Origin of the sequence: Olsenella sp. Marseille-QA0557 (assembly GCF_965119725.1) — a bacterium.
Lineage (GTDB): Bacteria > Actinomycetota > Coriobacteriia > Coriobacteriales > Atopobiaceae > Coprovicinus > Coprovicinus avistercoris.
The window spans coordinates 646,003-670,439 of the sequence record NZ_CBCPMI010000001.1; the positions used below are offsets into that span (position 1 = coordinate 646,003).

General features: G+C 49.3%; 19 protein-coding genes. 3 read left to right on the forward strand and 16 right to left on the reverse strand.

All coding sequences use genetic code 11. The annotated features are described in order from the left end of the window. Positions 1-9: 9 nt before the first annotated feature. On the reverse strand, positions 10-753 hold the full coding sequence (locus ACQY6Y_RS02915; protein ID WP_428378813.1) for an NAD-dependent protein deacylase: 744 nt from the start codon (positions 751-753) through the stop codon (positions 10-12). Between the two features lie 150 nt (positions 754-903). Here ACQY6Y_RS02915 and ACQY6Y_RS02920 point away from each other — a divergent pair, with 150 nt between their 5' ends. Further along, positions 904-1,578 (forward strand): hypothetical protein, encoded by a 675-nt coding sequence (locus tag ACQY6Y_RS02920; protein ID WP_428378814.1) that lies wholly within the window; start codon positions 904-906, stop codon positions 1,576-1,578. Positions 1,579-1,588: 10 nt separating this feature from the next. Here the strand turns inward: ACQY6Y_RS02920 and ACQY6Y_RS02925 are convergent, their stop codons facing one another. From ACQY6Y_RS02925 to ACQY6Y_RS02985, 13 genes are all read right to left on the reverse strand, one after another. Further along, positions 1,589-2,860, reverse strand: a complete 1,272-nt coding sequence (locus ACQY6Y_RS02925) for an FHA domain-containing protein (RefSeq protein WP_428378815.1) — start codon at positions 2,858-2,860, stop codon at positions 1,589-1,591. Then, positions 2,857-3,135 (reverse strand): hypothetical protein, encoded by a 279-nt coding sequence (locus ACQY6Y_RS02930; protein ID WP_428378816.1) that lies wholly within the window; start codon positions 3,133-3,135, stop codon positions 2,857-2,859. Before ACQY6Y_RS02930 ends, ACQY6Y_RS02925 begins: the two co-directional genes overlap by 4 nt. 12 nt (positions 3,136-3,147) lie before the next feature. Further along, entirely contained in the window at positions 3,148-3,489 is a 342-nt protein-coding gene (locus ACQY6Y_RS02935) for a DUF4176 domain-containing protein (protein WP_428378817.1), read from the reverse strand. 45 nt (positions 3,490-3,534) lie between these two features. Then, positions 3,535-4,020 (reverse strand): hypothetical protein, encoded by a 486-nt coding sequence (locus tag ACQY6Y_RS02940; RefSeq protein WP_428378818.1) that lies wholly within the window; start codon positions 4,018-4,020, stop codon positions 3,535-3,537. Positions 4,021-4,064: 44 nt separating this feature from the next. Then, positions 4,065-5,039, reverse strand: coding sequence for a hypothetical protein (locus ACQY6Y_RS02945; RefSeq protein ID WP_428378819.1), 975 nt, complete (start codon positions 5,037-5,039; stop codon positions 4,065-4,067). Positions 5,040-5,055: 16 nt separating this feature from the next. Beyond that, positions 5,056-6,435: a hypothetical protein gene (locus ACQY6Y_RS02950; RefSeq protein ID WP_428378820.1), complete on the reverse strand. Its 1,380-nt coding sequence runs from the start codon at positions 6,433-6,435 to the stop codon at positions 5,056-5,058. 14 nt (positions 6,436-6,449) lie between these two features. Beyond that, complete coding sequence (locus tag ACQY6Y_RS02955; protein ID WP_428378821.1) at positions 6,450-6,734, reverse strand: hypothetical protein; 285 nt, start codon at positions 6,732-6,734, stop codon at positions 6,450-6,452. 1 nt (position 6,735) lies between these two features. Next, on the reverse strand, positions 6,736-7,041 hold the full coding sequence (locus ACQY6Y_RS02960; RefSeq protein WP_428378822.1) for a DUF4176 domain-containing protein: 306 nt from the start codon (positions 7,039-7,041) through the stop codon (positions 6,736-6,738). An 11-nt stretch (positions 7,042-7,052) separates the two neighbouring features. Next, the gene (gene essC, locus ACQY6Y_RS02965) at positions 7,053-11,753 is read right to left on the reverse strand and encodes a type VII secretion protein EssC (RefSeq protein ID WP_428378824.1); all 4,701 of its coding nucleotides are present in this window, start codon (positions 11,751-11,753) and stop codon (positions 7,053-7,055) included. A 119-nt stretch (positions 11,754-11,872) separates the two neighbouring features. After that, positions 11,873-12,166, reverse strand: a complete 294-nt coding sequence (locus tag ACQY6Y_RS02970; RefSeq protein ID WP_428378826.1) for a WXG100 family type VII secretion target — start codon at positions 12,164-12,166, stop codon at positions 11,873-11,875. Positions 12,167-12,270: 104 nt separating this feature from the next. After that, positions 12,271-18,066 (reverse strand): Ig-like domain-containing protein, encoded by a 5,796-nt coding sequence (locus tag ACQY6Y_RS02975; protein WP_428378827.1) that lies wholly within the window; start codon positions 18,064-18,066, stop codon positions 12,271-12,273. Continuing rightward, complete coding sequence (locus ACQY6Y_RS02980; protein ID WP_428378828.1) at positions 18,066-18,527, reverse strand: hypothetical protein; 462 nt, start codon at positions 18,525-18,527, stop codon at positions 18,066-18,068. The genes ACQY6Y_RS02975 and ACQY6Y_RS02980 overlap by 1 nt, the downstream gene beginning before the upstream one ends. A gap of 2 nt (positions 18,528-18,529) precedes the next feature. Next, a complete protein-coding gene (locus tag ACQY6Y_RS02985) occupies positions 18,530-20,245 on the reverse strand; it encodes a protein kinase domain-containing protein (RefSeq protein WP_428378829.1) in 1,716 nt (571 codons plus the stop codon). Positions 20,246-20,556: 311 nt separating this feature from the next. Here ACQY6Y_RS02985 and ACQY6Y_RS02990 point away from each other — a divergent pair, with 311 nt between their 5' ends. Both ACQY6Y_RS02990 and ACQY6Y_RS02995 read left to right on the forward strand, forming a co-directional pair. After that, on the forward strand, positions 20,557-21,450 hold the full coding sequence (locus ACQY6Y_RS02990; protein ID WP_428378830.1) for a patatin-like phospholipase family protein: 894 nt from the start codon (positions 20,557-20,559) through the stop codon (positions 21,448-21,450). A gap of 50 nt (positions 21,451-21,500) precedes the next feature. Continuing rightward, entirely contained in the window at positions 21,501-22,328 is an 828-nt protein-coding gene (locus ACQY6Y_RS02995; protein WP_428378831.1) for an exodeoxyribonuclease III, read from the forward strand. 58 nt (positions 22,329-22,386) lie between these two features. Here the strand turns inward: ACQY6Y_RS02995 and ACQY6Y_RS03000 are convergent, their stop codons facing one another. Both ACQY6Y_RS03000 and ACQY6Y_RS03005 read right to left on the reverse strand, forming a co-directional pair. Then, complete coding sequence (locus tag ACQY6Y_RS03000; protein WP_428378832.1) at positions 22,387-23,193, reverse strand: phosphatase; 807 nt, start codon at positions 23,191-23,193, stop codon at positions 22,387-22,389. A 45-nt stretch (positions 23,194-23,238) separates the two neighbouring features. Beyond that, positions 23,239-24,426, reverse strand: coding sequence for a pyridoxal phosphate-dependent aminotransferase (locus tag ACQY6Y_RS03005; RefSeq protein ID WP_428378833.1), 1,188 nt, complete (start codon positions 24,424-24,426; stop codon positions 23,239-23,241). Between the last annotated feature and the right edge of the window lie 11 nt (positions 24,427-24,437).

Genomic DNA, 24,437 nt, shown 5'->3' on the forward strand with positions numbered 1-24,437 from the left:
AGACAGGTGCTAAAAGCTAAACGCTCGAGCAATATCGCAAGAGATTATCAAATCTGCCATATCATCTTGAGGCGTAGGATCTCGATTCACAATAACAAGTTTTGAACCAGAAAAGTAGTGCACAAGACCCGCAGCAGGATAGACCACTAGTGAAGTACCCCCGACAATAAGCACGTCGCACGAGGCAATTGCCTCCACTGCACCAGCAAGCACCTGCTCATCGAGAGCTTCTCCATAAAGCACAACATCAGGCTTAATCCGTCCGCCACAGTGAGGACAGGAAGGGACTCCTTCAGTAGAAAGAATCCACTCAGCAGAATAAACAGCACCACACTGCTGACATATATTGCGGTGTACGCTTCCGTGAAGCTCATACACTCGCTGAGAGCCGGCTTTTTGATGAAGGCCATCTATATTTTGCGTTACCACCGCCGATAGCCAGCCTTTTCTCTCCAGTTCTGCAAGCTTGCGGTGAGCCTGATTAGGCTGTGCATCAGGGGCGATCATACGCGTTCGATAGAAATCAAAAAACTCTTCTGGATGCGTTTCGTAAAACGCATGGCTCAACATCGTTTCGGGAGGATAGGCAAAATGTTGGTGATATAAGCCGTCAACACTTCGGAAGTCGGGAATTCCGCTCGCAGTAGATACGCCTGCACCGCCAAAAAACACTCCGTTATTAGTTGAAGCAACAAGCTTGGAAAGTGTTTCTGCTGCCTCTACTTCATTATCAATACGCTTGCCGTATCCCATTACAACCTCATCCCCTTGTAACACCCATGATGTTCCTTGTCGTTACCTTTACCTTCAATATCTTGCAAGCCGTTTACCAAGCCAAGACCAGAATGGAATATCAATTCTCTATCGTTGGACAGAGCGAACCTCCCAAATCAAGGAGTCCTCATGCGCATTCAACCCAATACATCTAAGCTAGGAGAAACTGCTCTTGCCGTTGCGGACTACGCCTTTGATGAACCGCTCTTCATGACATATCGCATTGTGCGCAATGCTCATCAAATGCGCTTTTATGGTTGGTGTCTTTTTATCGTTGGCCTTCTACTGGACGCTCTTAGTGTCTACGTGGTGTCTTATCTCGGTATAACACTAGAAGCCTTAGGATTCTGTGCAGTTTCATTTGTTCTTACGGCACTTGGAGTCTATGTTATTGCCAGCGGTCACCTAGGCCGTGGCGCAAGTAAAGCTGTTTTCGCCGACTTTTTTGGACGGCGCGGCGCTGATATTCACAGTCCTCGACCTTGGGCGTTTCGAGAGCGTGTAATTGTCGATGAGGAAGGCATTACCATTTGCTATGGTCCCATTGGCGCTCCGGATGACCAGCTACGCATGGTAAGAAAAGCCTGGGGAGAATGGGCCTCTGTGCATCTTACCTCTGAGGCTCTTATTGTTCTTTGCAAAGCTAAGACAGGCCCAGCCGCACGCTGGCTCCTTGGTTTTGATTTTGCATATTACGATCAAAAACGTAATACCTTTGAAGATGCCGTTATTCCGCTCAACGCGCTTATTGGCACAACGCCACAAGAACTCAGCTCATATATCCAGAGCCATCTGGCACGCTAGTTGTTGCGTCCTATTCAAAAACTATTTGAAACGTTTCGTCTGCTAAGGTAAAGATCTCGTTCGCAGAAATTACCATATCTTCCTGCGCTGCAAGCCTTCTTCCTCCTACAAAAGTGCCATTAGCCGAGCCGAGATCCTTTAACGTAAACGTATTATCCTCACGCACAAGCTCAGCATGGCGTCGGCTCAAATTGCTATTGCCCGAAAACTGCATGTCACAGGTTGTCGACCGGCCAACAACCACAGAGCGGTTTTCATCAGGTAGACGCAATCGCTTTCCGTCTGACAAACGGACAAGCCATGCAGCTCGTGGAACTGCCGGAATTGCCGATAAAGGCTGAGAAGGTCGGGTAGCAGAAAATGATCCCAGGAGTGTAGTTCCTCCTGAGCTTGTAGCTTTGCCTGGTGTCGCGCCAACAACTTGCTCGGATGTCTCAGATATGCGCTCTGGAATAACAAAAGTCTCCGCCTGCGGCGGAACAGCCGCAGTTGGCGAATGGCCACCTACAGCATTACGGACTTGCTCAGCAACGGACTGCGAAGCTTTTACCTCAGTTGCAGATGGAGCATTTCGCAGCATTGCAACAAAATCAAACGCAACGGGAGAAGTGGCTGCACTTTGACTCTGTGATGAGTTGTGCTGCATGCCACCCGTATTGCCGGCCGCTTTAAAAGAAGCGTTCTCACGACCATCATGATTTGCAGATAAACCAGTAATACCTGACCCAAATTCAGAAGAAAGAAACGAACGATACGCGGAAAGTGAGAGCACTGCATTACGAGAAACAAAATCATCCAGCGCTGCAGCATGCGAACTATCCGACGCAACAGCAAAAGTCACGTGCTTCTTACTTGAGAGATAGTGAAGAAGTGAAAGGGGTGTATTCTCCGATTTTTCCGCCATGCCGGAAAGGGGCACATATACAAAACGGGGTGTTCCTGCAGCATCTACATACACCAGCGATGGATCACACAGAAGAGATGCTGTTGGAAAACCCTTTTGTGTACAAGCATCCATTACGTTAGCAAGCGAAACCAACAGCACCCGATACTGAGACAGACTGATAGCTGCTTTTAAATAGGTTTGGAGATTGACAAGCCCGGTGAGATCGTAATAAAGCGTTGTTGCACTATCTCGCCGATAATCAAAGGTACAAAAGCCACGTTGCACGCCGGATTTAAGCCACTCTGCCTGGCTATACTCAAATAGCTCATGCTTACTGGGCGTTATTTGTAGCGTAAGAGCCCCTGCTTTTCTATCACGCAATAGTCTTGTTTTCATGCAAGAGCCACCCTACATCCATCTGACAAAATACCACGCTCCACAAGTGCACGGATGGTTTCATTAGGGTTGAGAGCATCGCCTGCACCCACACCCTCTCCGCGAAGCATAAGGTCTACACCGCCGGTTATCTCATACCGAAGTGGTTCACGCTGAGCAAGCACACGGGACATGAGAGCCGACGCTTCATTAACCGTCAAATCAAACGGAATACGAAACTCATATACCACCTGTGTTGCGGGAAGAAGAACTTCAAGCAGCACCTTATCCTTCATATGCAACCATCCCTACTTGCTGCTCTTCTCAGCACGAATGTCGTCGAGATGTTCCCCAGACATAACCCGCGCCTTCAGTTTGTCGTATTCCGGTTCAAGAGACGTGAGGTAGTTTTGCCACTGTTCGCCATCAATGTTTTGAAAGCCAATGCCATACACACCATCAATACCGTCACGGTTAAAGTAAATATCCTGATCATCACCCATGTAGCCCATCGGATAAGGACGAGCGGCGTAATCCCAAACGGCACCATCAGTTGTTTGTTGCATATAACCAATGATGAAGTAAAGCCCCTCACTGCCAGTTACATGAACTACCGACCCAATAGGAAGCCAGTTTTGTGTAAGAACCATACAAACAGGCCTTTCTCGATAAAACACCAGATAAAACCAATTGCCTTAACTCAAAGCAGAAATCCTGCTGTAGCACCAAGACGCATTCGCAGAGGCGGTAGAAGCGTTTGCCTGGGCGGTATTACGCTGGCTCGTGGCAGCAGCAATTTGCTGTTCAAGAGATGCTATTTCTTGTTGAAGTTGTTCGATAAGCTGTGAACAGGCGTTTTTTGCCGAAGTCGCATGGTCGGTGTACGTGTCATCAAGCATGGTTATCTGCGAATTTGCTCCGTTATCCTCAAGCTGAGTAGAGAGTGCAGTAGCTAAGCTGTTGATATCAGAATCCATTGTTGCAATAGCAGTATCGAGACTGGGGAATCTACTATTAACCTCATTGGCATAACCAAGTTGCTCACGCTTATGGGCAAGCTGAGGATTCAGAGCATCGATAGTGGACTGTGCAGCTGAAGCTTGACCACGCCAATACGAGGCCTGGCTTTTATAGTTGGCAGCAGACCGATAAAGGCTGTTGATATAGGCCTGATCTGACATTGTTTCCTCCCTACTGTCTGTGGAAATTCCACAACATGCCCTGCTTAACGCTTTGTAGGAATCCACGTCTCATCGTCTATAGAAAGTGCATCCTTCGGATACCACTCTGGAATGGCGAATGCTTCTTTAAAAAGATTGCCTTCCCGCACAAAGCCCACCTGGCAAAATGTTCGAGCTCGACAAAGCTCATCATCAAACTCAAACGTGAATGGATCGCCTTCACAAGGAGCGCTTGCGATTTTCATATAGAAGCCTTTAGCGGGTATGACAGTTACCTGAGAGGTTTTACGATAGCCAGATGAAGGAAATGGCGTGCGAACACCTCCAACTGGCTCAAACTCACACCCCTCAGTATGTGTTGTCCATAGCTCTAACGCTTTTGGTTTCTTGCCCAGACTTGCTCCATAGGCATCAGATAAATCCTGAAGTGCATCTGCGGAGACATTACGCAGCCAGGCAATCGATTTTAGAGCTTCTAGGTCCCCCGAATTAACAGCATCAGTTAAAGTGTCGCGTTCTGAATCACGTATATATCCCGAATCTTCAAAAGCCGAACGCTCAACTTTAGCAGTGTCAAAAACAGATGAGCACACCTCTGAAAAGTCTTGGTTTACATCAAATGGCAAAATTGCCCATCCACCGAGAAAACCTTTATCCTTTTTCAGAGCGGTCCAGCCGTCCTGCCCAACGAAAAGTCCCGCAGAAGCTGCGCCCCCTGGAGAGGCATTTGAAATGGCAATCTCAGGCTGCAAAATCGGGAGCAGGGCATGAGAAAGCACCTCGGCTTCCTGTCCATCATCGTCAAAGAGTCCTGTCCCCCTCATGCGGGAAACAGTCTTCTTACGCCAAGTTTGCACTGAAGAAGCCAGTTTCTCATCGTCATAGGATAGAAAGCCAGTACCTGCCGTAAGCATGCAACTATCATAGCCACCAAGAATGCCAAATAGATCTTCGGCACTAAACCTTGCATCTTCCAAACGCAAGGGACTATTAAGCTTTCCGCCTATATTAAAAAACATTACCTGTCCTCATTTCTTAGTAAGACTTGACGCCAAATAGGCCAAAGAACCCGTCTATTGCAGCATCAGCAACCGTCCCGAGAGCTGTGCCAACCGCCATACCTACTACCGCGCCAACAGGCCCGCCAAAACAGGCGCCCACGGCCGCACCAATCACTTTTCCTACGCCTATTTTTGCGGCCCCTTTAACAACCTGTCCAGCTGCAGCCCCAGCTTTATTCCAGAAGTTTCCTTGCGTTTCAGAAAAAGCCTTTCCGGCATTACCTACCGTGTCTATAACATCAATTACATCGCCTACGTATCCAACGGTACGGCCAATTGATTTAAGACCGCTGCCAAATTTTGTATGAGGAACTTCCTTGCTTGTACGAATAATCTCCGAACATTGCATATGAATATTGTTTGGAGCGGCTGTCTTTTTAAGGGATTTGATGACTTTCAAATCGTTTACAGCTCTCTTGCCAAGCCCCTTCATATTCTTTATGTCGGTTATATTGCTCTGTATTTGTCCAAAGACCATTTCAATGCTGTCTATTTCGCCATTTTTAAATTGTTTAATTCTTTTTCCAAGACTTGAAATGCCCCATGTTCCCTCGCTTAGTTTTTTCAGGAAGGTCTCCCTCCAGCCTTTGCCTCCCTTCTTAGCCCAATCAAAAAGCTTTTCTCCTTTAAAGATTTCTCCAGCTAATGTCAGATAATTCTTGCCAACCTTAAGGATGTTCTTTGAGGTCTGCGCAAAGTTACCTTCGCCAATATTTGCACGCGTTGCCTCTTGGGCTTTTGTCACCATGGCATCGGTAATGAACTTTGCTGCATCAAGCTTGCCTGCATACTCACCATCAAAAGTATCGACATTCGACCTGTGTGTAGTAAGAGCGGTTTCCAAATCAGATAGCTTTGAGTCCACAGTTGTGCATTCAGATGAAAGAGCATCGAGTGCAGCAACTATCGCTCCCGAATTTTCTAGCTTGCCACAATCGTCCTTAATGGAATCTGCTGTTGTCTTAACAGACTCATTGCTCGTTTTTGCTGTGGTTGTGGCTGTTTTAGCACTCTCACCATCGGTAAATCTAAGCGTACCCGGCACTGCAGCCGATGCACTTACAGCAGAGAAAATGTCGTCTCGCGATGAAGTGAGCGTACCTTCAATCTCGGTGCCAGCATCATCAAGATTAGTTACTAATGTATCAAGCGCTGCTTCCATAGTACGAAGATCAGTCTCAAGTGCTCCTGCTGTAGCTGCTTCCGTTGCCGCCCAAAGGCCCAGCGCAGAAAACTGGAATTTCTTATTTACTGCAGCAGTTCTCACCACTGCCATAGAAAATGATTCCTTAGCTTTTGCGGCAGTGTTCAATGCGTCGTTGAATTCCGACTTCACTACTTTGAAGTCTGCCATGGGTGCCTCCTTTGCTACATCTTTGCCGCAGCGGAGTCATCCGCCATTGAGAAGGTCTGCTGTGCGTTAACAATGCACTGGCCAATGAAGTTGGTTCCTTCGCCCAGCTCTTTACCAACCTCCGAGGCTTTGGCAAGGGTGTCTCTCCCTGCATCAGCCGCCTCACCCTGCCAGTTGGCAAGTTGATCTACCATGTCAGCCAGAAGCTCCATTGCGCCTTTTACGGCATCGGCTTCGTTTTTAAATCCACTAGCTGCTGCAGTCGCATCTGCCTGATTAACCTTGATCTCATCGGCCATCTCACTTCGCCCCCTTGTGCTTTGCTTTGTCTTCCTCAAATTCAGGCGTCTTATCTTCCACGTATGCCTGGAATGCACAGGCAGTCGAATTCATAAAGCCAACGTGATAAATCTCATTTATCTGGGGTTTATTGAAGAAGAAATCTCCTGCTTGTTGGCGACCTTCCGGATAGGGATAGCCCAAGTAATCCCACAGCTGACTCGTCTCTCCGTCGGTTACCATGACCCCAGCAATCATGACGGGACGCTCCCCGCCCTCCAGACCAACAACAGACCCAACTGGCAGCCAATCGAGGTTAGTAATCATTTGCGCTCCCTTCACGAATCCAGATGTGTGTCGGCCGCCAAACTTTCTTCTGTAGGCTCATCTGTAGCTTCCACAAGACGCACGGATGTCACTGCTCCACGCATTGCAAGGTAGCCATCGGAACGCGCTGCCGGCTGGCGGTATTCTGGCAACGCGCGTGAGAATTTGAAGATGGTCTGATCGGCAAATCCCGAGCCAACCCAAATGCCATTGCCATAAGCCGAAAGGACTTTGTACCAGGGGTCATACAGGCTACGGACACGCCATAGCTCTGAGCAGGCAACTATGCGCGTAGACGCAATGCCGCGCTCTTGAGCGATATAGTCTTGAAGGGGTTTGGAAGCCTCAGTCGGCAGTGATGTCATAATCTGCGCCACACTAGTGAGCACCAATATGTCGCAAGGACGAGCGAGTTTCTCGATGCCCTCCAACATGGCAATTGCACCCGCCTCTGTTTGAATAACGCGTTTGTCTTCCACCTCTCCAAGCACATGCTGAAGATCGATGAAGTAGTACGTCACAGAGGATGTTTCTGCTGCATGTGCAAGCATTTCTCGCATGCCACGCAGATACATACCAATAGAGTCAATATCGTTGCCCAACACCAGCATGTAGGGGGACTTGCTCACATCAAACGAGATGGGCGCAACATCCGACTTTGAGAAACCTACTGGGACCAGCGTAGAAGTACATGACGCAGTACCCATCTCCCGTGGAGTCACACGCTGCGGAAGCACTGGAATAGGTGCACAACGCAGGTCCGTTGCCGCCTTGAGCTGTTCTGCTAGCGCCTCAATGCCCACCATGTCGGGCTCGCCAGACTGACCAATAGATGCTCCCTGGAATTCAAAGATGGATTTGCCCATCTTTACCAAGCCGCGCTTTTCAGCATGAGGCATAACAACCCCACGCATACTTCCAAGCAACGTTACATAGTCATTGGGATCGTTAAAGGAAGTCACAACCATCTCAGAGAAATTTGCCTTGATACGCATATGTGGCACCATGGCAGCCGAAGCAGTGAGCAGGACATGGATGCCGTAACGAGGCGCGTCGCGCGTAATGGCGTTGAGACGATCTTCAAAGTCGCTGTACAGTTCATAAAATGCGGCGAGATTGGCAATCACGCATACAAGATGCGGCATTCTTTCTGCGCCAACCTTATCACGGTTATATGCCTCAAGACTGCCACCTACCTGCGCAAGCAGCGCACGACGTTCCGTAATTTGGGCTTCAAGAAGCTTGATAAGATTGATCATGCGCTCATCATCGCCGGAGAGCACAACACCGCCACACTGCGGAACCGCTGCAAATGCTGCAAGGGTGCCCGCTCCCAGATCAGCCACATAAAGCGCCAGGTTTTCTGGCCCATAATGCTCGCACAGCGAGTAGAGCATGGTTGCTGCAAGCGAATCTACGCCGGAAGACTGACCGCCGTACAAGAGTACGTTACCGGCAGTTGCAAGGTTGATGCTATAAAGCGATTGCCGCTGACTTGCCGGGTCATCCATCTCACCCACAATGCAGGTAAGGTCTTCCTCAGACGCCTCATAGCCGTAGCGCTTCTCAAGATCCTTGAGTTCAATATGCTCTGGGAGTGGATTGAGCCAGAGGCGACCCGCATGCTTGTTCGCCATCTCTGCCGTTTCGCATATCTTTGAGAGCACTGCATTGAGTTCTGATTCACCCGTTTGGGTTGCTTTTATCTGCGGCCGCGCACCCACAATGGTATTTCCACGGTCATCGATAAGCTCGACCGCATTGTCACGACGTGGCTCATATACATCACGAGGGGTATAACGCGTGCCCGAATAGGCACTCTGCCCACAAGCAAAAAACTCATTAAAACCAACCAGCAGATAAAACCTGCCAGCTTGCTTGATTTCTGCCGCATCATCCCGGCGAATCATTTCTTTGGAGTCCGCCGCATCGGCCACTTTGAGACAAACCTTAAAGCGAGAGTTTGACCAAATTTGATCATTCACCACACCCGAAGGCTTTTGTGTTGCCAAAATAAGATGAACACCGAGGGAGCGACCAATACGCGCCGCAGAAATAAGTTCATCCATAAACTCTGGCTCTTGTTGCTTCAGCTCAGCAAACTCGTCAGCAATAATAAACAGATGAGGCAGCGGCTCACTCAAGACTCCCTGGCGGTAATAGGAGAGATATTTATAGATATCCACCGTAGCCTCGCCAGTAATATCACGAGCTTTATTGAGCAAATCCTGCCGTCTTTTGAGCTCACTTTTTATAGACACAAGCGAGCGTGTAATAGCAGCGCCATCGAGGTTTGTAATCGTGCCAGCCAAATGCGGCAGCACAAACCGCTCATTATCAAAGGCTCCCGCCAAACCGCCACCCTTGTAGTCGATAAGAACAAAAGCAACCTGATCAGGCGGGTAGTTTACGCACATCGAAAGAATGTAGGTAATAATAAATTCCGATTTACCCGATCCTGTTGTTCCAGCAATAAGGCCATGTGGTCCATGTACATTCTCATGCAGATTAAGAATTGACCACTCGCCAGCCGCATCACGACCTACTTGCGTTTGCAGCGTACGAGAAGCATCGTTTTCCGCCCAACGCTGTGCAATATTGAGCTGATTGGTATTGCCAGCCTCAAACATTTCAAGAAATCCCAGTGAATCGGGAATCTGTGATCGCTGCGATGGCATGTCTAAACGGACTCGAGAAAGCGCAAGGCCTACAGCATTCGCCGTGTTCTGATCGATCTCTACATCTGGCTCAAAACGAACAAGAGAACCCGAAACGTCATTTCGGTCGAACATGCGAGCTTTCCCTGAAGTTTGCAACCCAGCTCGTGGCGCCTCTCCTACCCCACAGGAGAAGACCTCAGAACCACCTATGGCGCCCAAGCCATCATCGCCGGTAAGGTCGATAACATAGCCGCATTCGCGGGGAAGATCCTTCAACTCTTCCCCGAGAAATACCAGAGAAATGCCGAGGTTCTCACGCATCTTGCACAGGTGAGCTATCGTGTCGGAGCGCTCGCAAAGCTCTTTATGAGCACAAATCACCAGATAATAGGTACCGAAATCCGCAGGTGAGGACCCATGAGCTTGGGAACGTTCTTCAAGCACACGCTCGAGTCCCATACCAATTTCCATAAGGGCATCAATATCACAGGCGATCGCACGTTCTACACCTGAATTGTCAAAAACGTGGGGCATTGAACGCAAAAACGCCCACTGCTCTTCTTCATCATGATCGGCAACAAGCACTATTTTCACATCTTGGTAGCCAAAGAGCGCACATACCTGTATTACAAGGCCGCGAACAAACGACCATGCCTCGTCGCGTGATCCCAAAATTCCTGCCACCCAATGCTCAACCGGATTAAACGCAAGAGGCACATCACGCACTATCGGCGGATTCTTTCGCAGCGCATCCACCTTGTCCATGAGCTTGTCGTCTTCGATAGTAAAGCGATGTTGAGGCCATCTCACATCTGCCTCAAGTTCAGTAGCGCCCACACCAACGCGCAGGTCCATAAAGTCATCGTGTGTAGCCGTACGATTCATAAGTGTTGGGGCAAGCGTGAGTGCCTCTGAAATAAGTTCATCCACAGGCGTACGGTTATCGCGCAGAATCTGTGCCTGAACATCACACTCGTTGGCAAAACGAGACTCAACGCCATTTAAATAGTCGGTATATGCGCTTTCACGTCGTAGTTCATTGCGGGTATCGATGCGCTTTTGATAGCGGCGGCTTACCACTGGCCAAATTGCCGTACCGCAAATCATCGAAATGCTCATGGCAAGCGTTGGCATAGTGGTAAGTAAATCTGCTCCGCCCATCAGACGCGAAATTGCTGAAGTCACCATAAAAATGGAAGCGAAGCCCATGAGGAGCGACGGTCCCATTTGCATAATGGCTGGCTGCTCATCGGGCTTTTTTGCCGCGGGAGGACCATCAACTTCAAAAGCGCGTTTATGGATAGAGTGCATCAGACGTGGGGCGGGATAAAATGGCTCGAGCTCACCACGTGTTTCGGAGGCAGGAGGACAGGCCATGCGGAACGCTTCATGATCAATAGGCCCCATACCAGGGACTTCTCGGACGCTCAGGCCTTCAGGCGCATTGACACAGATGAAGCGGTGACCCGCCATAAAAGTGAGGTCGAGCACCTGAACAACATCGCCTGCTCTCAGTGTTCTGATCGTGTGCGGTAAAAGCACCTTACCGTTCACAAACGTGCCATTCGAACTTCCAAGATCCTCTATAGAAAGCGTGTCCCCTAAAAGACGCAACACCGCGTGCTGATCGGAAACAAACCGACTTGCATAGCAAAGTTGTGCATCCTGGTTGCGCCCAATAGTCAGCTCAGCATCACACGAAAAACCTAGCTTCGAGAAACGACGTGCACCTGCATAAGATCGCCGAACATACAGCGTAGCGTCGCTATCATCACGATTTGAATGAATAACAAAAAACGCCTCAGTGCACTCTTCAAGCGAAGCCAATGAAACCTCTTCGCCTGTCTCGAGAAAAAGACTTTGCCCAATCGTGGGCTTGAGCACTACATCATCATCGGTGGCTTCAACCGAAGCAAGCGCACGCCGTTGCGTTTCAACGCGCCCAGGACACAACCACATCATTGACCGCGATGCGCCGTCAAAAGCAACCGTATGAGCTGCACCTTCATGAACCAATGTCATGACAAGTGCAATTGTTCTTGCTTCGGGCATATGCCCTCCCGTCGTATTCCAACCGCCCTCGCAGACGGAGCCGCACACAACGTCTCCGCCCGTGAGGACGGCCGCCCGGAAACATTTCCAGGGCGGTCCGTCTCCAGCGGATAAAGCTCTTAACCGCGGAAAGAGCTGGCGATGTTGGCGTCAGTCTCTTCAAGACTTTGGGCAGTGGCATCAAGGCTCTGTGCAATTTCACCGATAAGCTCCTGAGCCTTTACAAAACCAGGGCGGAGCTCCTGGAAGCGAGCATCGTAGGCGCGAGAAGCTTCGCCTTCCCATTCGCTCTGCAAAGCAGACAGCAGTGAGTCCATACGAGAGATAACGTTGCCCACGTTGTCCTGCTCGACACGGTACTCATTGGCACGGGAACGCATCTGATCTGGGGTGATCCTAATCTGTCCAGCCATGGTCTACATCCTTTCGGTTCGCGCGAACGCCCCTCTGGCGAACGCCCTTTCCTGCTATCTCCTCCCGCTTCAGCGGGTCGAGACCTCTTCATCGGCCTGAAAACCTACCTTTGTGCCGTATGGCCAAAGGGGTTGTTTTTATCTCTCGTAAGCCTGTGATGGCGGAGCGCGAGCGCAATGCCTAGAGCAGCAACTGCTGCCGCCACAATGACGCCGGCAACTGAACCAAACAGAAGCCGTGGGGTATTCAAGACAAAGGTGAGTAAGTCGCCGGTTACCACTACACCGTCATAGGTAATGCGAGATTGATTGCCTGCACGGTCAACCACTACAAGTTCAATGTCATGCGGCTCACCATCAGCCTCAAGCGCAACGCTTGGCGTCGATAGGTCACTTTCGCTAGGGTTTTCCCAAGAATCTATCTGCTCGCCATCGATAAGCACCTCGACATGGGCAATTGCTAAGTTATCGCCCGTGCTTACCATGACGGTCTTTTGAGGATCGAGATACACGCCATAGGAAGTAATACCAACAAGATCAGCGGTCGGTGCAGTGCTATCTATAGCAAAGGCAATCTCTGCCGTATCGTCTCGATTGACGTTTTTAGCATCCATCGTATTTTGTGACAGATTGCCTGCTAAATCATGCGATGTCAGCAGAATGCGATAGTATCCGTCTTCATTAAACAGTCTTGCTGGAAAGGTATAGGTAGTATCGCTCCAAGAATCACTATCAATCCCAGTTCCAACTTGGTAATCTGCGTTGGGGGTAAGCGAAGCAACCTCAGAGTCATGCACTACCTCAGCATGTCCGGCGCTCTGATCAAGACCACTTGGATTAATCTCATGAACCACCACGTCTTGCGGGCGGTTGAGATAACTTCCCAGCATGTTGCCGCTCTCGTCGGTCAACAGATACGTGGAGCCATAACGGTTAACTGAGAACGTCACCGACTGTTGTGCCTGATTGCCAGCCAAATCGGTCATCTGAGCATCCAAGACATACACATCATCCATCTCAAGAGTGTGTTCAAAATCAGGGAAGCTCACGGTACGAGATGTTGCTTCATCTTGCTCGTTAATACCGTTCACATAGGCGTTCGCCCCACTGCGTCCGCCAGTAAGCAGGTACGTTGTAAAGGTTGGATCGAAGTTTGTATCAGAGTAAGAAATCGTGGGAGCAACAACATCGCTATATGCAGCAAACTGTGACACATTAGATATGCTCACCACCGGAGCTGTCATATCGATAACAAATTCCGGCTCTTCATACGTCTCGGCACTATTGCCTGCAAGATCAGTTGCAGTTATACGCATCGTGTAATGGAGCTCGGAGGCAAACGATACTGAGCATCCCCACTTTTGACGTGGTTCGAGTTGTGTCCAAGCGCTTGCACCTGGCGCAGAAACTCCTGCACCAGAAGCATCTGTTGCCGTTGTCTCTACAGCTGCATAATCAGGAGAGAAATTACGGTCATTTACTTCAATTGAGGCGTTACGAGGCGCCTTGTAATACATGCCGTTTGCCACATCGTTGTTATCCCACTGCACTACTATAGAAGGAGCCTGTGTATCAACAACAAAAGACGTTGCATAGGGTTGAGCAACTCGACCGGCAAGATCGGTATATGCCGCGTCAAGGGTCCAGTCGGCATCGTCTTCAAAGGTATACGTTGCAACCCACGTTTTCCCATCGGCTGAAGGGTTCTGGAAATCTTCCGAACAAAGACGAGCAACGCTGTTCCCATCGCGACCAACTCGTGCAATTACCAGCTCATTGTTCTTATCATGAGCTCGAGCAATATCAAAGTTAGACTCTATCAGCGTGATTGTTGCTGTACGTGATGCAGCATAGTAATGGCCATTTCGCACATCATTGTTATCGTACGAAACTTCCAGCACGGGCGCTTCTGTATCAATTGAGACTCCCGTGGCGCCTTCGGGTATATTGGTGCCACCCTCACCATTCCATGCGTCTAGAGAAGCACTGGTTGTTGGATTGCCAGCGCGATCGGTAAGTGCAAGCGTAGTTCCACTGAAGGTGAGCCGTTGAGCATCCTTGCCAAATCCGAATGAAAGTGTTCCGATAAGACTGCGCTCTAGTCCATCTGTGCCTTCGTAGGTAACAGGCACATCATCTTGGGTAAGTGTCCCGGTTGGGTTTACATAGCCAGAATCTTCTTTAATCCCCGAAAGGTTGTCGGTCACCCCGACGGTAAAGTCTTCATTGCCTCTCGAGAAAATCCAACCATACTGCAGGGGTGAAAGCTCTGAAAGCTCCAAACGCCCAAGTTGGGGACCAGTATAGTCCACGCCAAATACAGCAGGAGCAGGGTCGCACAGAGGATTCTCATGTGTACCCGATATGCCCTGATAAGCTATATCAACGCTATACATTCCCTCCTGTGGACGAGAATCATCCTCGCTCACCTGCGGCAATGAATACACAACCTTCCAGCGATTACTGCTGGCGTCGTATGTCATTTTCTGAGGATCTACTGGCAGCAATGCCTCTTCGACAGAAGCACCGGCAGGGGTAAACATAACAGTCGAGAAGTCGTCTGTTCTCTCTGCAATGTGACGCCATGCATCAAACCAAGGGTCTGCTACCCACACCTCAACGTCAGTTTGTCCGCGGTGGAAGAGCGGATCAAGTGAAGTCGGAATAGGATTGCCGTTGCTATCGGTACCATCAGAAATAGATACACCAACCTGTGGAACTGTGGCAGGATCATCAACAATAATGCCCGTCAGAAGGTCTCCGCTAAGCATCCATGCAGCACGATCCTCTTCAGGGAGCGCGCTAATTGCCGCCGCAAGAGACACCACAGACTCAGATCCGTTTCCCGCATTATCGGGCAACTCAAAAGTAATGCCATCAAGACGATAGAGGCCTTCTTTATCAAGTGGGACTTCTATCCATCCGGCGTTGTCAGGCATAATCTCGAGGGTTTCGGTTGTTACATGCGATGGCATCAGTGGATTATCAGGCGCTGTCATGCCGTCTGCTCGCGAAAGATGAACACGAACGGCCTGAGTATTTACACCAGAGGTATGCGGCTGATCGCGCTTCTCGGCATTATCTGTTTGAGCATCAGGACGCTGCCCACGCAACAAATCTTGAACGCGAATTCTCAGCGTACGAGATCTGCCTACCACATAAGAGGAACCATCATCCATACAGGCAAGCTCATTCGCTGGATCAAGTGTCTCGGCAAGTGATGCAGCTGTGATAGACGGCGCTGTCCTATCTATCTTAAAAGCAACACTGTCGGTTGCAGGATCATCTGCACAAGCAATGCCACCATAAGACAGAGCTAGGTCATAATCACCTTCGACGGGCAAGCCTGCCTCGTTCTCCGGAAGCGGAATTTCGCAAGACCACGTACCATCGCCGTCGTTATCGGTAAAATCCGCAAGAGCTGGAGTATCTATTGTTTGGACACCTGCGGTGAGAGAAGAAGCCCCCGGCTCAAGCGACCCTGCAAACACGTGTGCAGTAGAACCTGTTTTCGTAGCGCGGTACAGCTCAAACCAGGGATCGCGAATAACAATTTGAGCTTTAACGTCACCACGATAGGTGCCATGCTCCAAACTTGCAGGAGCATCTTCTGGTTCAGCAAGGGATATATCTGCCGATGCTCGATCGATTTCAGGATTGTCAACCACAACTTCGGTAATAACTTTGCCGTCAGACGTTGTCCAGCCGCTCTTATCGGCCATGGTATGAACGATATCGGCTAAAGAAAGGTTTTGAACCTTATTACCAGCACAGTCTTTGAATGACAGGGTAATTTGAGAGAGGCTGTAAACACCTTCACCAGAAAGTGGAATCTCTAACCAGCCATCTTTATCAACAGTAAGGCCTCCTTCATCGGCTGTACTGTAGTTGTTAGTTATGCCCGGTGTGCCCGCAAGATCCTGGTTTCGGGCCACTGTTGCTGTAATACTGTTTGTATCAACACCGGAAGTCCCCTGAGAAGAACCGTTGAGCAAATCTGCAAGATGCACCTTAATAGTGCGAGGACCGCCTACAAGATAGGTTGTGTTATCAACGGTTGCTATCTCTTCATCTTCGTTGATCGAATTGCCATCTTTTATCTGCGCTTCTGTTGCCACTGGCGCGGTGTTGTCAATCACCACCGTACATTGCGCACTGCGCTCAAGGACAATCCAGCCGAAGAGCACGCGCTTTCCTCGATAGGTAAAGTCAATGGAATGGGTACCTTCGCCCGTAATAGCAAGGGGCTGAGTTCGCCACGTGGTGGTACCGGACACATTTGAGAAGTCGTTATATAAAAGGGGTTCTGTCGAAGTTGAAGTGACATCCCCTGCTACAAACTTGTCTTCCCACTTAGCAAGATCATCATATGTCTGCGTATCTTCGAAGTTTACGTCACTTACTTGCATAGTAAGATTCACGCCGGAAGTTGACTGAGCCATATACGGTTCATCGTCATTGACGGGCTCGCCATTAATGAGGAGGGCTACCTCAGCCTGATTGGCTTCAGACTCCTCGTCAAATATCTCAAGCTGCGTTACGCCCGCACTTATAAAGGGTGCTTCATTTCCAACAACACAGCTTGTCGTATTTCCTGCATAGTCAGCAGCGGTAATTGTCATATCGGAAAGACTCCACACGCCCTCGCCTAGCGTATCTACCGAAAGCGTGAATGAGACTTTTCCGTCAGAAAATGAGGTTGCCGTAATACTCTTGTCGCCCACCTTGAGTATGAGGCTTTGAGGATCAATGCCTGAAGACCGTTCATCTGAGCCTTCCGCGGGCTCCGGCTCATCAATTGATGCCGTAATTACAAGACCGTTGCGAGTAACTGTAACAACACCATTATTGACCACGCCATCTGCTGAGAAATCAGCAGGCTCGCCAGTAGGGCTTACCACCGACAAGTTAGAAATGCTCGGCGAAGAAACATCACGTGTAACAGGAATTGCCACAAGTTGCCCTTGATAGAGCACACGCTCGACATTCTGTGCATCACGCACTTGCATGTCGCGTTTAAGGCGACCATACACCGTACAGGAATCCTGTACATCTACTGAACCCCCTGTTTTAAAACTTCCATCAGCCGAAAGAGTGAACGTCTCAGATAATTCATCTAACTCTTCTCCAGCAACAGAGAGTGCTACTGGGGATGCATCTTCATCGTCAGCATTAAGCCAAACGCAGAGTGTGCCATCTGCCCACGTTCCTGTAGTGGCAAGTGCAGCTTCGCTTCCATCTGCTCGAACGCCATGCAGTGTTTTAAGCGCAGCTTCTGGGGCCAATGGAAGCAGCTTTACATCATCAGGACTCCCTGTATTGGTCCAGCTCATTGTCGCTTTAAGCTCAGATAAACTGGGCAAAAGCACTGTGCTTGCATCTACATTTTGTCCCAACTGAGAAAAAGCAAGGTAATCCGACCAGTTAATAGCACTACCGTCAGAGGGGTTAGCGGGATAGGAAGAAACATCCGTTCTGCGAACAAAAATAGCTTTGCCGTCAAAATACGTATCAGAGAGCTCTTGTGCAGAAATCTGCTTACCATCCACAACAAATGTGAGATGTTTACTCAACCATGAAGCGACATCTACACCATAGGGTACCGTTATGTTTTCATCTTTAGGAAAAGTGACCTGTACCTTTTTAGCAGGCTCTTCACTATCCTGCGAATTTTGATCATTACTCGAAGAATTGCCCTCTTCTTGAGAACCCTGTGTTAGATCGTCGGCCGCATTCTGTTTCGAATCGGATGTTGTTGTCTCTGACGTGTTCTGTTGTACGGGAAGCTGGTCTTCCTCTCCATCGAGGGCAAATCCAAGTACAGCAGGCCCTTCAAAGAACACAGAGAGCGCTAGGAAAATCCCAACACTTGCTATCAGTAGCCTACGTAAGCGCTGCATTATTTCCGCACCTCCCCTTCCTGCGAGAGAAGTGTGGTCTCTGTCTCTGAATCCGATTGAGAAGAAAGCAGCGTTGTTCCTGCCTCTGTTTCAGATGTTGTAGATGATGCCTGTGAAGATAAAAGCGTCGTGCTGAGCTCAGAATCATTCTCACCAAGAGGTGTAATCACATTGGTAGCAACCTCAACATTGCGCACATGGAGACTGCCGCTCCCCGTACCTGCAGGAGTTCTCTGCACGCCGTGCACATCAGAAAATATCCCAGATGACTGAGTTCCCAACCACGAGCGTCCTCGCCTACCAGAACGAATATCTGCAATTTCACGCTGTGCAATTTTTCCGGTCATCTCGTCTCTTACAGCACGGACATGGCGCAAGAAGTAATACACCACAGCTAGAAGTGTAAATACTGCCGCAAAGGAATAACCCAGGGTTGCAATCATGCCAAACGTCGAGGTCATAGTTATGCCTCCACATCTACGTACGCATCATTTACGGCCTGACGCGCTGGATTAACAGACGCAAGAGCCTGCGTACGCTCATCATCGAGCAGCTCAGTTGTAGGTTGGGTGTCCTCAGCAAGCGCCTGTGCTCGATCGCAGAGATCAAGCAGTTCTAGATCACTTACGCCATCAGCTCTAAACTTCCGAGAATACGTACGGCAGGCATCAAGCGTAAGATTTGCCACCTCAAGGCGCATTACTTCGTTATCTTCATTGCTCATAACATCGACAAGCGCACTTAGGCGTTCGTAATACGGACCGTACATGCCCGCATCAGAACCCTCATTTATAAGGGGAACTATATCGGTATTAAAGTCAGCAATATCGGCATATACCTGTGCAAGCTCGGCATTCTCAAAACCTGGAGCATCTGCGGCATTATGCATCCATTGCGATGCCGCACGAATACGCGATGCACGTCCCGCATCAAGTTCATCTGCATTTTCTGCAGCATCATTTACGCCATAGTTGTACCAATACAGCTTGCCAATAGAAAAAGCCATCTCTCCCCACTGAGGGGACTGCTCAAGCTCAGAGATATGAGGGAGCAATGCCTCGCGTATTTGTCGTTCTTCCTCTGCAGAAAAATCGAGGTCAGCACGGTAAATTTGACAAAGGCCTAAGTAGGGATCAACTTCACCAGGTTTAATTGCTGCAGCCCGGACATATGCCTCAGAAGCCTCTTCCTTGTCGCTCGATTGTTCAGCAATATTCATCCAGTAGTCGTAATTGCTGTTGAGCGTTACGTTATAGCCAACTGTTCCACCAATACCGACTGCTAAGGAAACACATGCAGCAGCAACAAGCCCTACAAACCCATGCCACGTACGGCGAAGCGTTGCTTTGTGCTGGTCATCTTCTTCACGATAATGCGCAAGGTCATACGCCATTTCTGCGCACCCTTGATAGCGATCATCTGGATTGGCTTGTGTTGCTTTGGCAATAATGCGCTCAAGGCCTGCCGAAAGCTCCGGACGCACTTGTCGAATAGGCGCCATGGTATAGGGAGGATCGGAAGGATTTTTCCCAGTTACCAGGTTATACATTGTTGCGCCAAGCGCATAAACATCAGTGCGCGCATCGGTCTGCCCGCTTCCACCGTACTGCTCAGGAGGAGCAAATCCACGCGTACCAAGCTGAACCGTATCACCAATTGCCGCCGTAGTGGAGGAACCATCTTCACGATATTCACGAGCAATACCAAAATCGATAAGTTCAACCAGGCCATTTGGTTTAAGCATGACATTTGCGGGCTTCATATCACGGTAAATAACCGGAGGTTTGCGCTGATGTAAATACTCAAGCGCATCAAGCAGCTGCAGAGCCCAATCCACGACCTTTTCTTCTGATTGTGGCCCTTCTAACTCAAGAATTTCAGCGAGTGTACGCCCTTCTACGTAGTCCATGATGACGTAGAGGGTGCCCTCTTCATCAATGATGTCAACAATGCGAGGTATGGCGGGATGATCAAACCGTTTGATCATATTCGCCTCTGTTACAAGGCTCTTTACGATAAGTTCGCGCTGAGCTGGGTCTTCCACATGCTTAATTTCTTTCGCAGCCCACTGCTTGTTCAGAACGGTGTCGAGAGCCAAATACACCCTCGACATACCTCCCTCACCAATTTGTGTGAGCAGACGATATCTTTCGCCTATGGTGTAGCCCTCTTCCGCCATGCATCTTCTCCAAAGCCCAGAACATGTCCTCCTGCCTTCTTAAGAGTGATATCGCCTCAAGAGGGCAGATCCGAGTCATTCGCAACATAGTGCTGTCACAAGTCGGATGGGCGATCATTTGCCGATGCTTACAGTCTCGTTTCAGTCATTGCAAAAAATCGCATGCATGCCAGCCGAATTCTTACGAGAGATTTACAAAGCCTGGAAGGTTTCGTTATGTGCCGTCCACCGGTAAAAGGCGTCGTTCTCTAGCGAATGGGTAAAAGGAGAAGAATACACTTTTTTGCGCCTAGCTTAAGAAGGGGGTAGCTATGTCAAAAATAGTGAGTGATGTTGCACTTGTGATAGAGGGCGGAGGAATGCGCGCTGCATATTCAGCAGGACTTCTTAGCGTCCTTCTCGAACAAGGCATAGAATTTAGCTATATCTGCGGTGTTTCCGCTGGCGCATCCTGCGCAACTAACTATATGACACATGATATTGACCGTCTCAAGCGCTGCTTTGTTGATATTGCCGATGATCCCCAGATTGGTGGGACTCGATCTTTTTTGCGCGGACATGGGTACTTTAACAGCGAATATCTCTACGGACGTTGCTGTTATCCCGACGGTGCACTCCCCTTTAACATGGACGCATTCCTTGCTTCAGACGTCACACTGCGTGTACAAGCTTTTGAGCGCGACACAGGAAGAACAGTTCTGTTTAGTCGCGAGGATATGGATACGCTCGACAAACTTCTAACCGTTATTCGAGCAAGCTCTTCACTACCCATTGTTATGAATCCTACGGCAGTTAACGGCAGAGTTATGTATGACGGTGGCTTAGGCACCGGTGCCGGATTGCCCACACATATTGCAGAAAAAGATGGCTTTAGTCGCTTTTTCGTCGTAACCACACGCCAGGCAGGTTACCGAAAAACACCACCACCGGGCATGAAGCGACGCCTTATGTTGCAAACGTTTAGAGACTATCCCTATGTGCGCGACGCTTTGCTCACACGAGCATCACGCTATAACAATGCGCTTGATCATCTTGCGGCACTTGAAGCAGATGGCAATGCACTCGTAGTTCGTCCCGATGTTATGAAATTGAAGAATACTACGCTCAATCGCGATGAACTTGAAGTAGCGTATGCACTTGGTCATAGCCAAGGATTACGTGAGTTGCCCCGATGGCTCGCGTTTCTTGGTATTACAGATTCCTAAGATCATGATATAAGTGCCGCGGCATGCGGCCTTCTTTTCCAGGAGGATACATGGACACAGGTCGCGAGCTGCGCCTTATTTCGTGGAATGTCAACGGTCTACGCGCTCTTATGCGCAAAGATCCAAGCTTTGTCGATGTCGTTTCTATGCTTGATGCAGATATTTTTGCTATTCAAGAAACAAAGCTGCAAGAAGGGCAAATTGAGCTCGATTTGCCTGGATACACCCAAACATGGAGCTATGCAGAGCGCAAGGGTTATTCGGGAACCGCAGTCTTTAGTCGCAAGCAACCCTTGCAGGTACTCCACGCAGAAAGCATGCTCCCCTTCGCTCACCATGTTCTTTCCTCGGATGACGAAGCGCTCGTTGCTCAAGCCGCAACTGAAGGACGTATTTGCGCGTTGGAATATCCAAACTTTTGGTTTGTAAATGTCTATACTCCCAACGCACAAAACGAATTAGCTCGAATTGATACACGTCTGGCATGGGACAGTGCATATCGCTCATTTTTAGGTTCACTAGCTGAGGATAAACCGGTTATTACCTGCGGCGATTTCAACGTTGCCCATGAAGAGATCGATCTTAAGAACCCAGGTCCCAACCGCGGAAATGCTGGCTTTTCTGATGAAGAGCGCACCAGCTTCACACGCCTGCTCAACGCTGGCTTTACCGATACCTTCCGCACGCGTCATCCCGACGTGACAGGAGCCTATAGTTGGTGGAGTTATCGCTTTAACGCGCGCAAAAACAATGCAGGATGGCGTATTGACTATTTCTTGGTATCAGATGCCATCGCAGACCGTGTAACAGGGGCAGCAATATTGCCCGAGATTTATGGCTCAGACCACTGCCCTGTTGAGCTCACAATAGAGCTCTAAAAGCTCCTTACAAAAAACGCCTGTGCAGACCAGATGCACAGGCGTTTGTTTTATCCCTTTATGAAAAGTCGGGAACTGCAAGTCCAGCTTCACTCATAGCTTCGAGAAACGCTTCTGCAGAGCGTGTTGCAACAAGCTCCTCAGGAAAATGAATCTCCTCAAGCAGAGCGTATGCATTCTTAAACTCGCCAATAGCAGGGGCTATATGAGCATCGCTTGAGATAGTAATTTTGACACCCAATTCTGCACAGCGCTCAGCAATTTCCCGGCAACGCTTAGAGCGCTCAGGCATATCTCCCAAGCTATGCTCGTTGATCTCTATCAGTTTATGACGCTCCTTAGCAGCAGTAAGGACCTCATCGAGATCGAAGGGCACACCCGCACGTCCAACGTGACCTAAAATCAAGACACGGTCATTTTCAAGAGCGCCCAAATATGCTTGAGTTGTTCGCACAAGAGTTTGCCCCTCAGCGAACTCACGATTATGAATACTTGCGATAGCATAATCGCACTCTGAAAACACTGCATCGTTAAGATAGCAGGCACGCGACAGGCGCTCCTGTGTCATGCCACGAGCATAGGCAACGTCATAGCCAAAGAAATGTCCATCGCAATCTACGATATCCGCTTCACAGCCATGCAGAAGACGAACACCATGCCAAACACGAGGCCAGCTTTTGTAGTTGAAGTAAAACTGATAGTTTCGAACATCAAATGTGGGGAAAAGCATCGAAGAGAAGTGGTCGGTGGAACCAAAAAGCTCCAGGCCCTTCTCAGCGGCACTCCGAACGTTTTCTTCAATGGTGGAATACGCATGTCGTGAATAAAGCGTATGTGTATGAACATCACAAAGGCTCTTGAGCACGACCATCAACTCCTTCTTATGCTAGCCACGTGCCATCAGACCGTATCACGAAGCCTGATACTCCTGAGCAAGTGCCTCCCAAGCATCCATCGAATTCACAATTGTTTCGTGGCTTACGCAATAACCCACACGTACCCAACCCGGGCATCCAAAACTATCGGAAGGAACCGGAAGCAGCTCATGAGCGCGGGCACGCTCGAAGAATGCCTCAGCATCGGGCTCCAAAGCACGAACCCACAGATAGAAGGCGCCCTGAGGCTCTACAAACTCATATCCCAGCTTGGACAGACCCTCAGTTAGCGTCTTACGATTGCGCTCATATGCTTCAACATTGCAGGGCTCATCCACACAGTCCATCAAAACTCGCTGGAAAAGAGCTGGTGCGCACACAAAGCCCAGTGCACGACCTGCACCTGCAACAGCCTGCACCAGCACATCATGCTCGGGGTTGGTGTCTGGAACAAGTACCCAACCAATGCGCTCACCAGGAAGTGACAGGCTCTTTGAATAGGAGTAGCACACTATCGTACGATCATAGATCGACGGTACCCAAGGCACTTCCACACCGAAAGCAATCTCACGGTAAGGCTCGTCAGACACAAGATAGATTGTCGTACCAAAACGCTGCTCAGCCTCTGTAAGGGCGGCTGCAAGTTGTTCAAGATTCTCACGCGAATAGACAGCACCGACAGGATTATTGGGAGAATTAATAACAATTGCTTTCGTGCGCTCATTCAGAGCAGCGGTAATAGCCTCGATGTCGAGCATAAAGCTCTTAGGATCGGCCATTACCTCAACGCATGTTGCTCCGGCAGATTCAATCCAGACGCGGTACTCAGGAAAATAAGGAGCAATAACGATTACCTCATCGCCAGGGTTTACCACTGCATTGAAGGTAATAGACAGAGATGCTGCCGCGCCACAGGTAAGGTACAAATCCCCTGCGCTGTAAGAAGTAGAGAAACGCCTGTTGAGGCTTTGTGCCAATGCCTCTCGCACTTCAGGCAATCCGGAAGCAGGCGTGTATCCATGCAGTTGCATGGGAGGAAGCGTAAGGCTGTGCTCAATCGAAGCTTTTACAGCATCTGGAGCAGGAACCGAAGGGTTGCCCAGTGAGAAATCAAAGACCTTGTCGGCTCCAATTTCGGCTTTACGCTGATTTGCATATGCAGAAATCTCACGAATAGTGGATTTTTGAGCTCCATATGCACGGCTTTTCTCATTGATAGTCATGCGATATACCC

Bases quoted from the DNA above. Each gene is read 5' to 3' on its own strand.
- ACQY6Y_RS02915 (WP_428378813.1), bottom strand. From the start codon at position 753: ATGGGATACGGCAAGCGTATTGATAATGAAGTAGAGGCAGCAGAAACA.
- ACQY6Y_RS02920 (WP_428378814.1), top strand. From the start codon at position 904: ATGCGCATTCAACCCAATACATCTAAGCTAGGAGAAACTGCTCTTGCC.
- ACQY6Y_RS02925 (WP_428378815.1), bottom strand. From the start codon at position 2,860: ATGAAAACAAGACTATTGCGTGATAGAAAAGCAGGGGCTCTTACGCTA.
- ACQY6Y_RS02930 (WP_428378816.1), bottom strand. From the start codon at position 3,135: ATGAAGGATAAGGTGCTGCTTGAAGTTCTTCTTCCCGCAACACAGGTG.
- ACQY6Y_RS02935 (WP_428378817.1), bottom strand. From the start codon at position 3,489: ATGGTTCTTACACAAAACTGGCTTCCTATTGGGTCGGTAGTTCATGTA.
- ACQY6Y_RS02940 (WP_428378818.1), bottom strand. From the start codon at position 4,020: ATGTCAGATCAGGCCTATATCAACAGCCTTTATCGGTCTGCTGCCAAC.
- ACQY6Y_RS02945 (WP_428378819.1), bottom strand. From the start codon at position 5,039: ATGTTTTTTAATATAGGCGGAAAGCTTAATAGTCCCTTGCGTTTGGAA.
- ACQY6Y_RS02950 (WP_428378820.1), bottom strand. From the start codon at position 6,435: ATGGCAGACTTCAAAGTAGTGAAGTCGGAATTCAACGACGCATTGAAC.
- ACQY6Y_RS02955 (WP_428378821.1), bottom strand. From the start codon at position 6,734: ATGGCCGATGAGATCAAGGTTAATCAGGCAGATGCGACTGCAGCAGCT.
- ACQY6Y_RS02960 (WP_428378822.1), bottom strand. From the start codon at position 7,041: ATGATTACTAACCTCGATTGGCTGCCAGTTGGGTCTGTTGTTGGTCTG.
- essC (WP_428378824.1), bottom strand. From the start codon at position 11,753: ATGCCCGAAGCAAGAACAATTGCACTTGTCATGACATTGGTTCATGAA.
- ACQY6Y_RS02970 (WP_428378826.1), bottom strand. From the start codon at position 12,166: ATGGCTGGACAGATTAGGATCACCCCAGATCAGATGCGTTCCCGTGCC.
- ACQY6Y_RS02975 (WP_428378827.1), bottom strand. From the start codon at position 18,066: ATGCAGCGCTTACGTAGGCTACTGATAGCAAGTGTTGGGATTTTCCTA.
- ACQY6Y_RS02980 (WP_428378828.1), bottom strand. From the start codon at position 18,527: ATGACCTCGACGTTTGGCATGATTGCAACCCTGGGTTATTCCTTTGCG.
- ACQY6Y_RS02985 (WP_428378829.1), bottom strand. From the start codon at position 20,245: ATGGCGGAAGAGGGCTACACCATAGGCGAAAGATATCGTCTGCTCACA.
- ACQY6Y_RS02990 (WP_428378830.1), top strand. From the start codon at position 20,557: ATGTCAAAAATAGTGAGTGATGTTGCACTTGTGATAGAGGGCGGAGGA.
- ACQY6Y_RS02995 (WP_428378831.1), top strand. From the start codon at position 21,501: ATGGACACAGGTCGCGAGCTGCGCCTTATTTCGTGGAATGTCAACGGT.
- ACQY6Y_RS03005 (WP_428378833.1), bottom strand. From the start codon at position 24,426: ATGACTATCAATGAGAAAAGCCGTGCATATGGAGCTCAAAAATCCACT.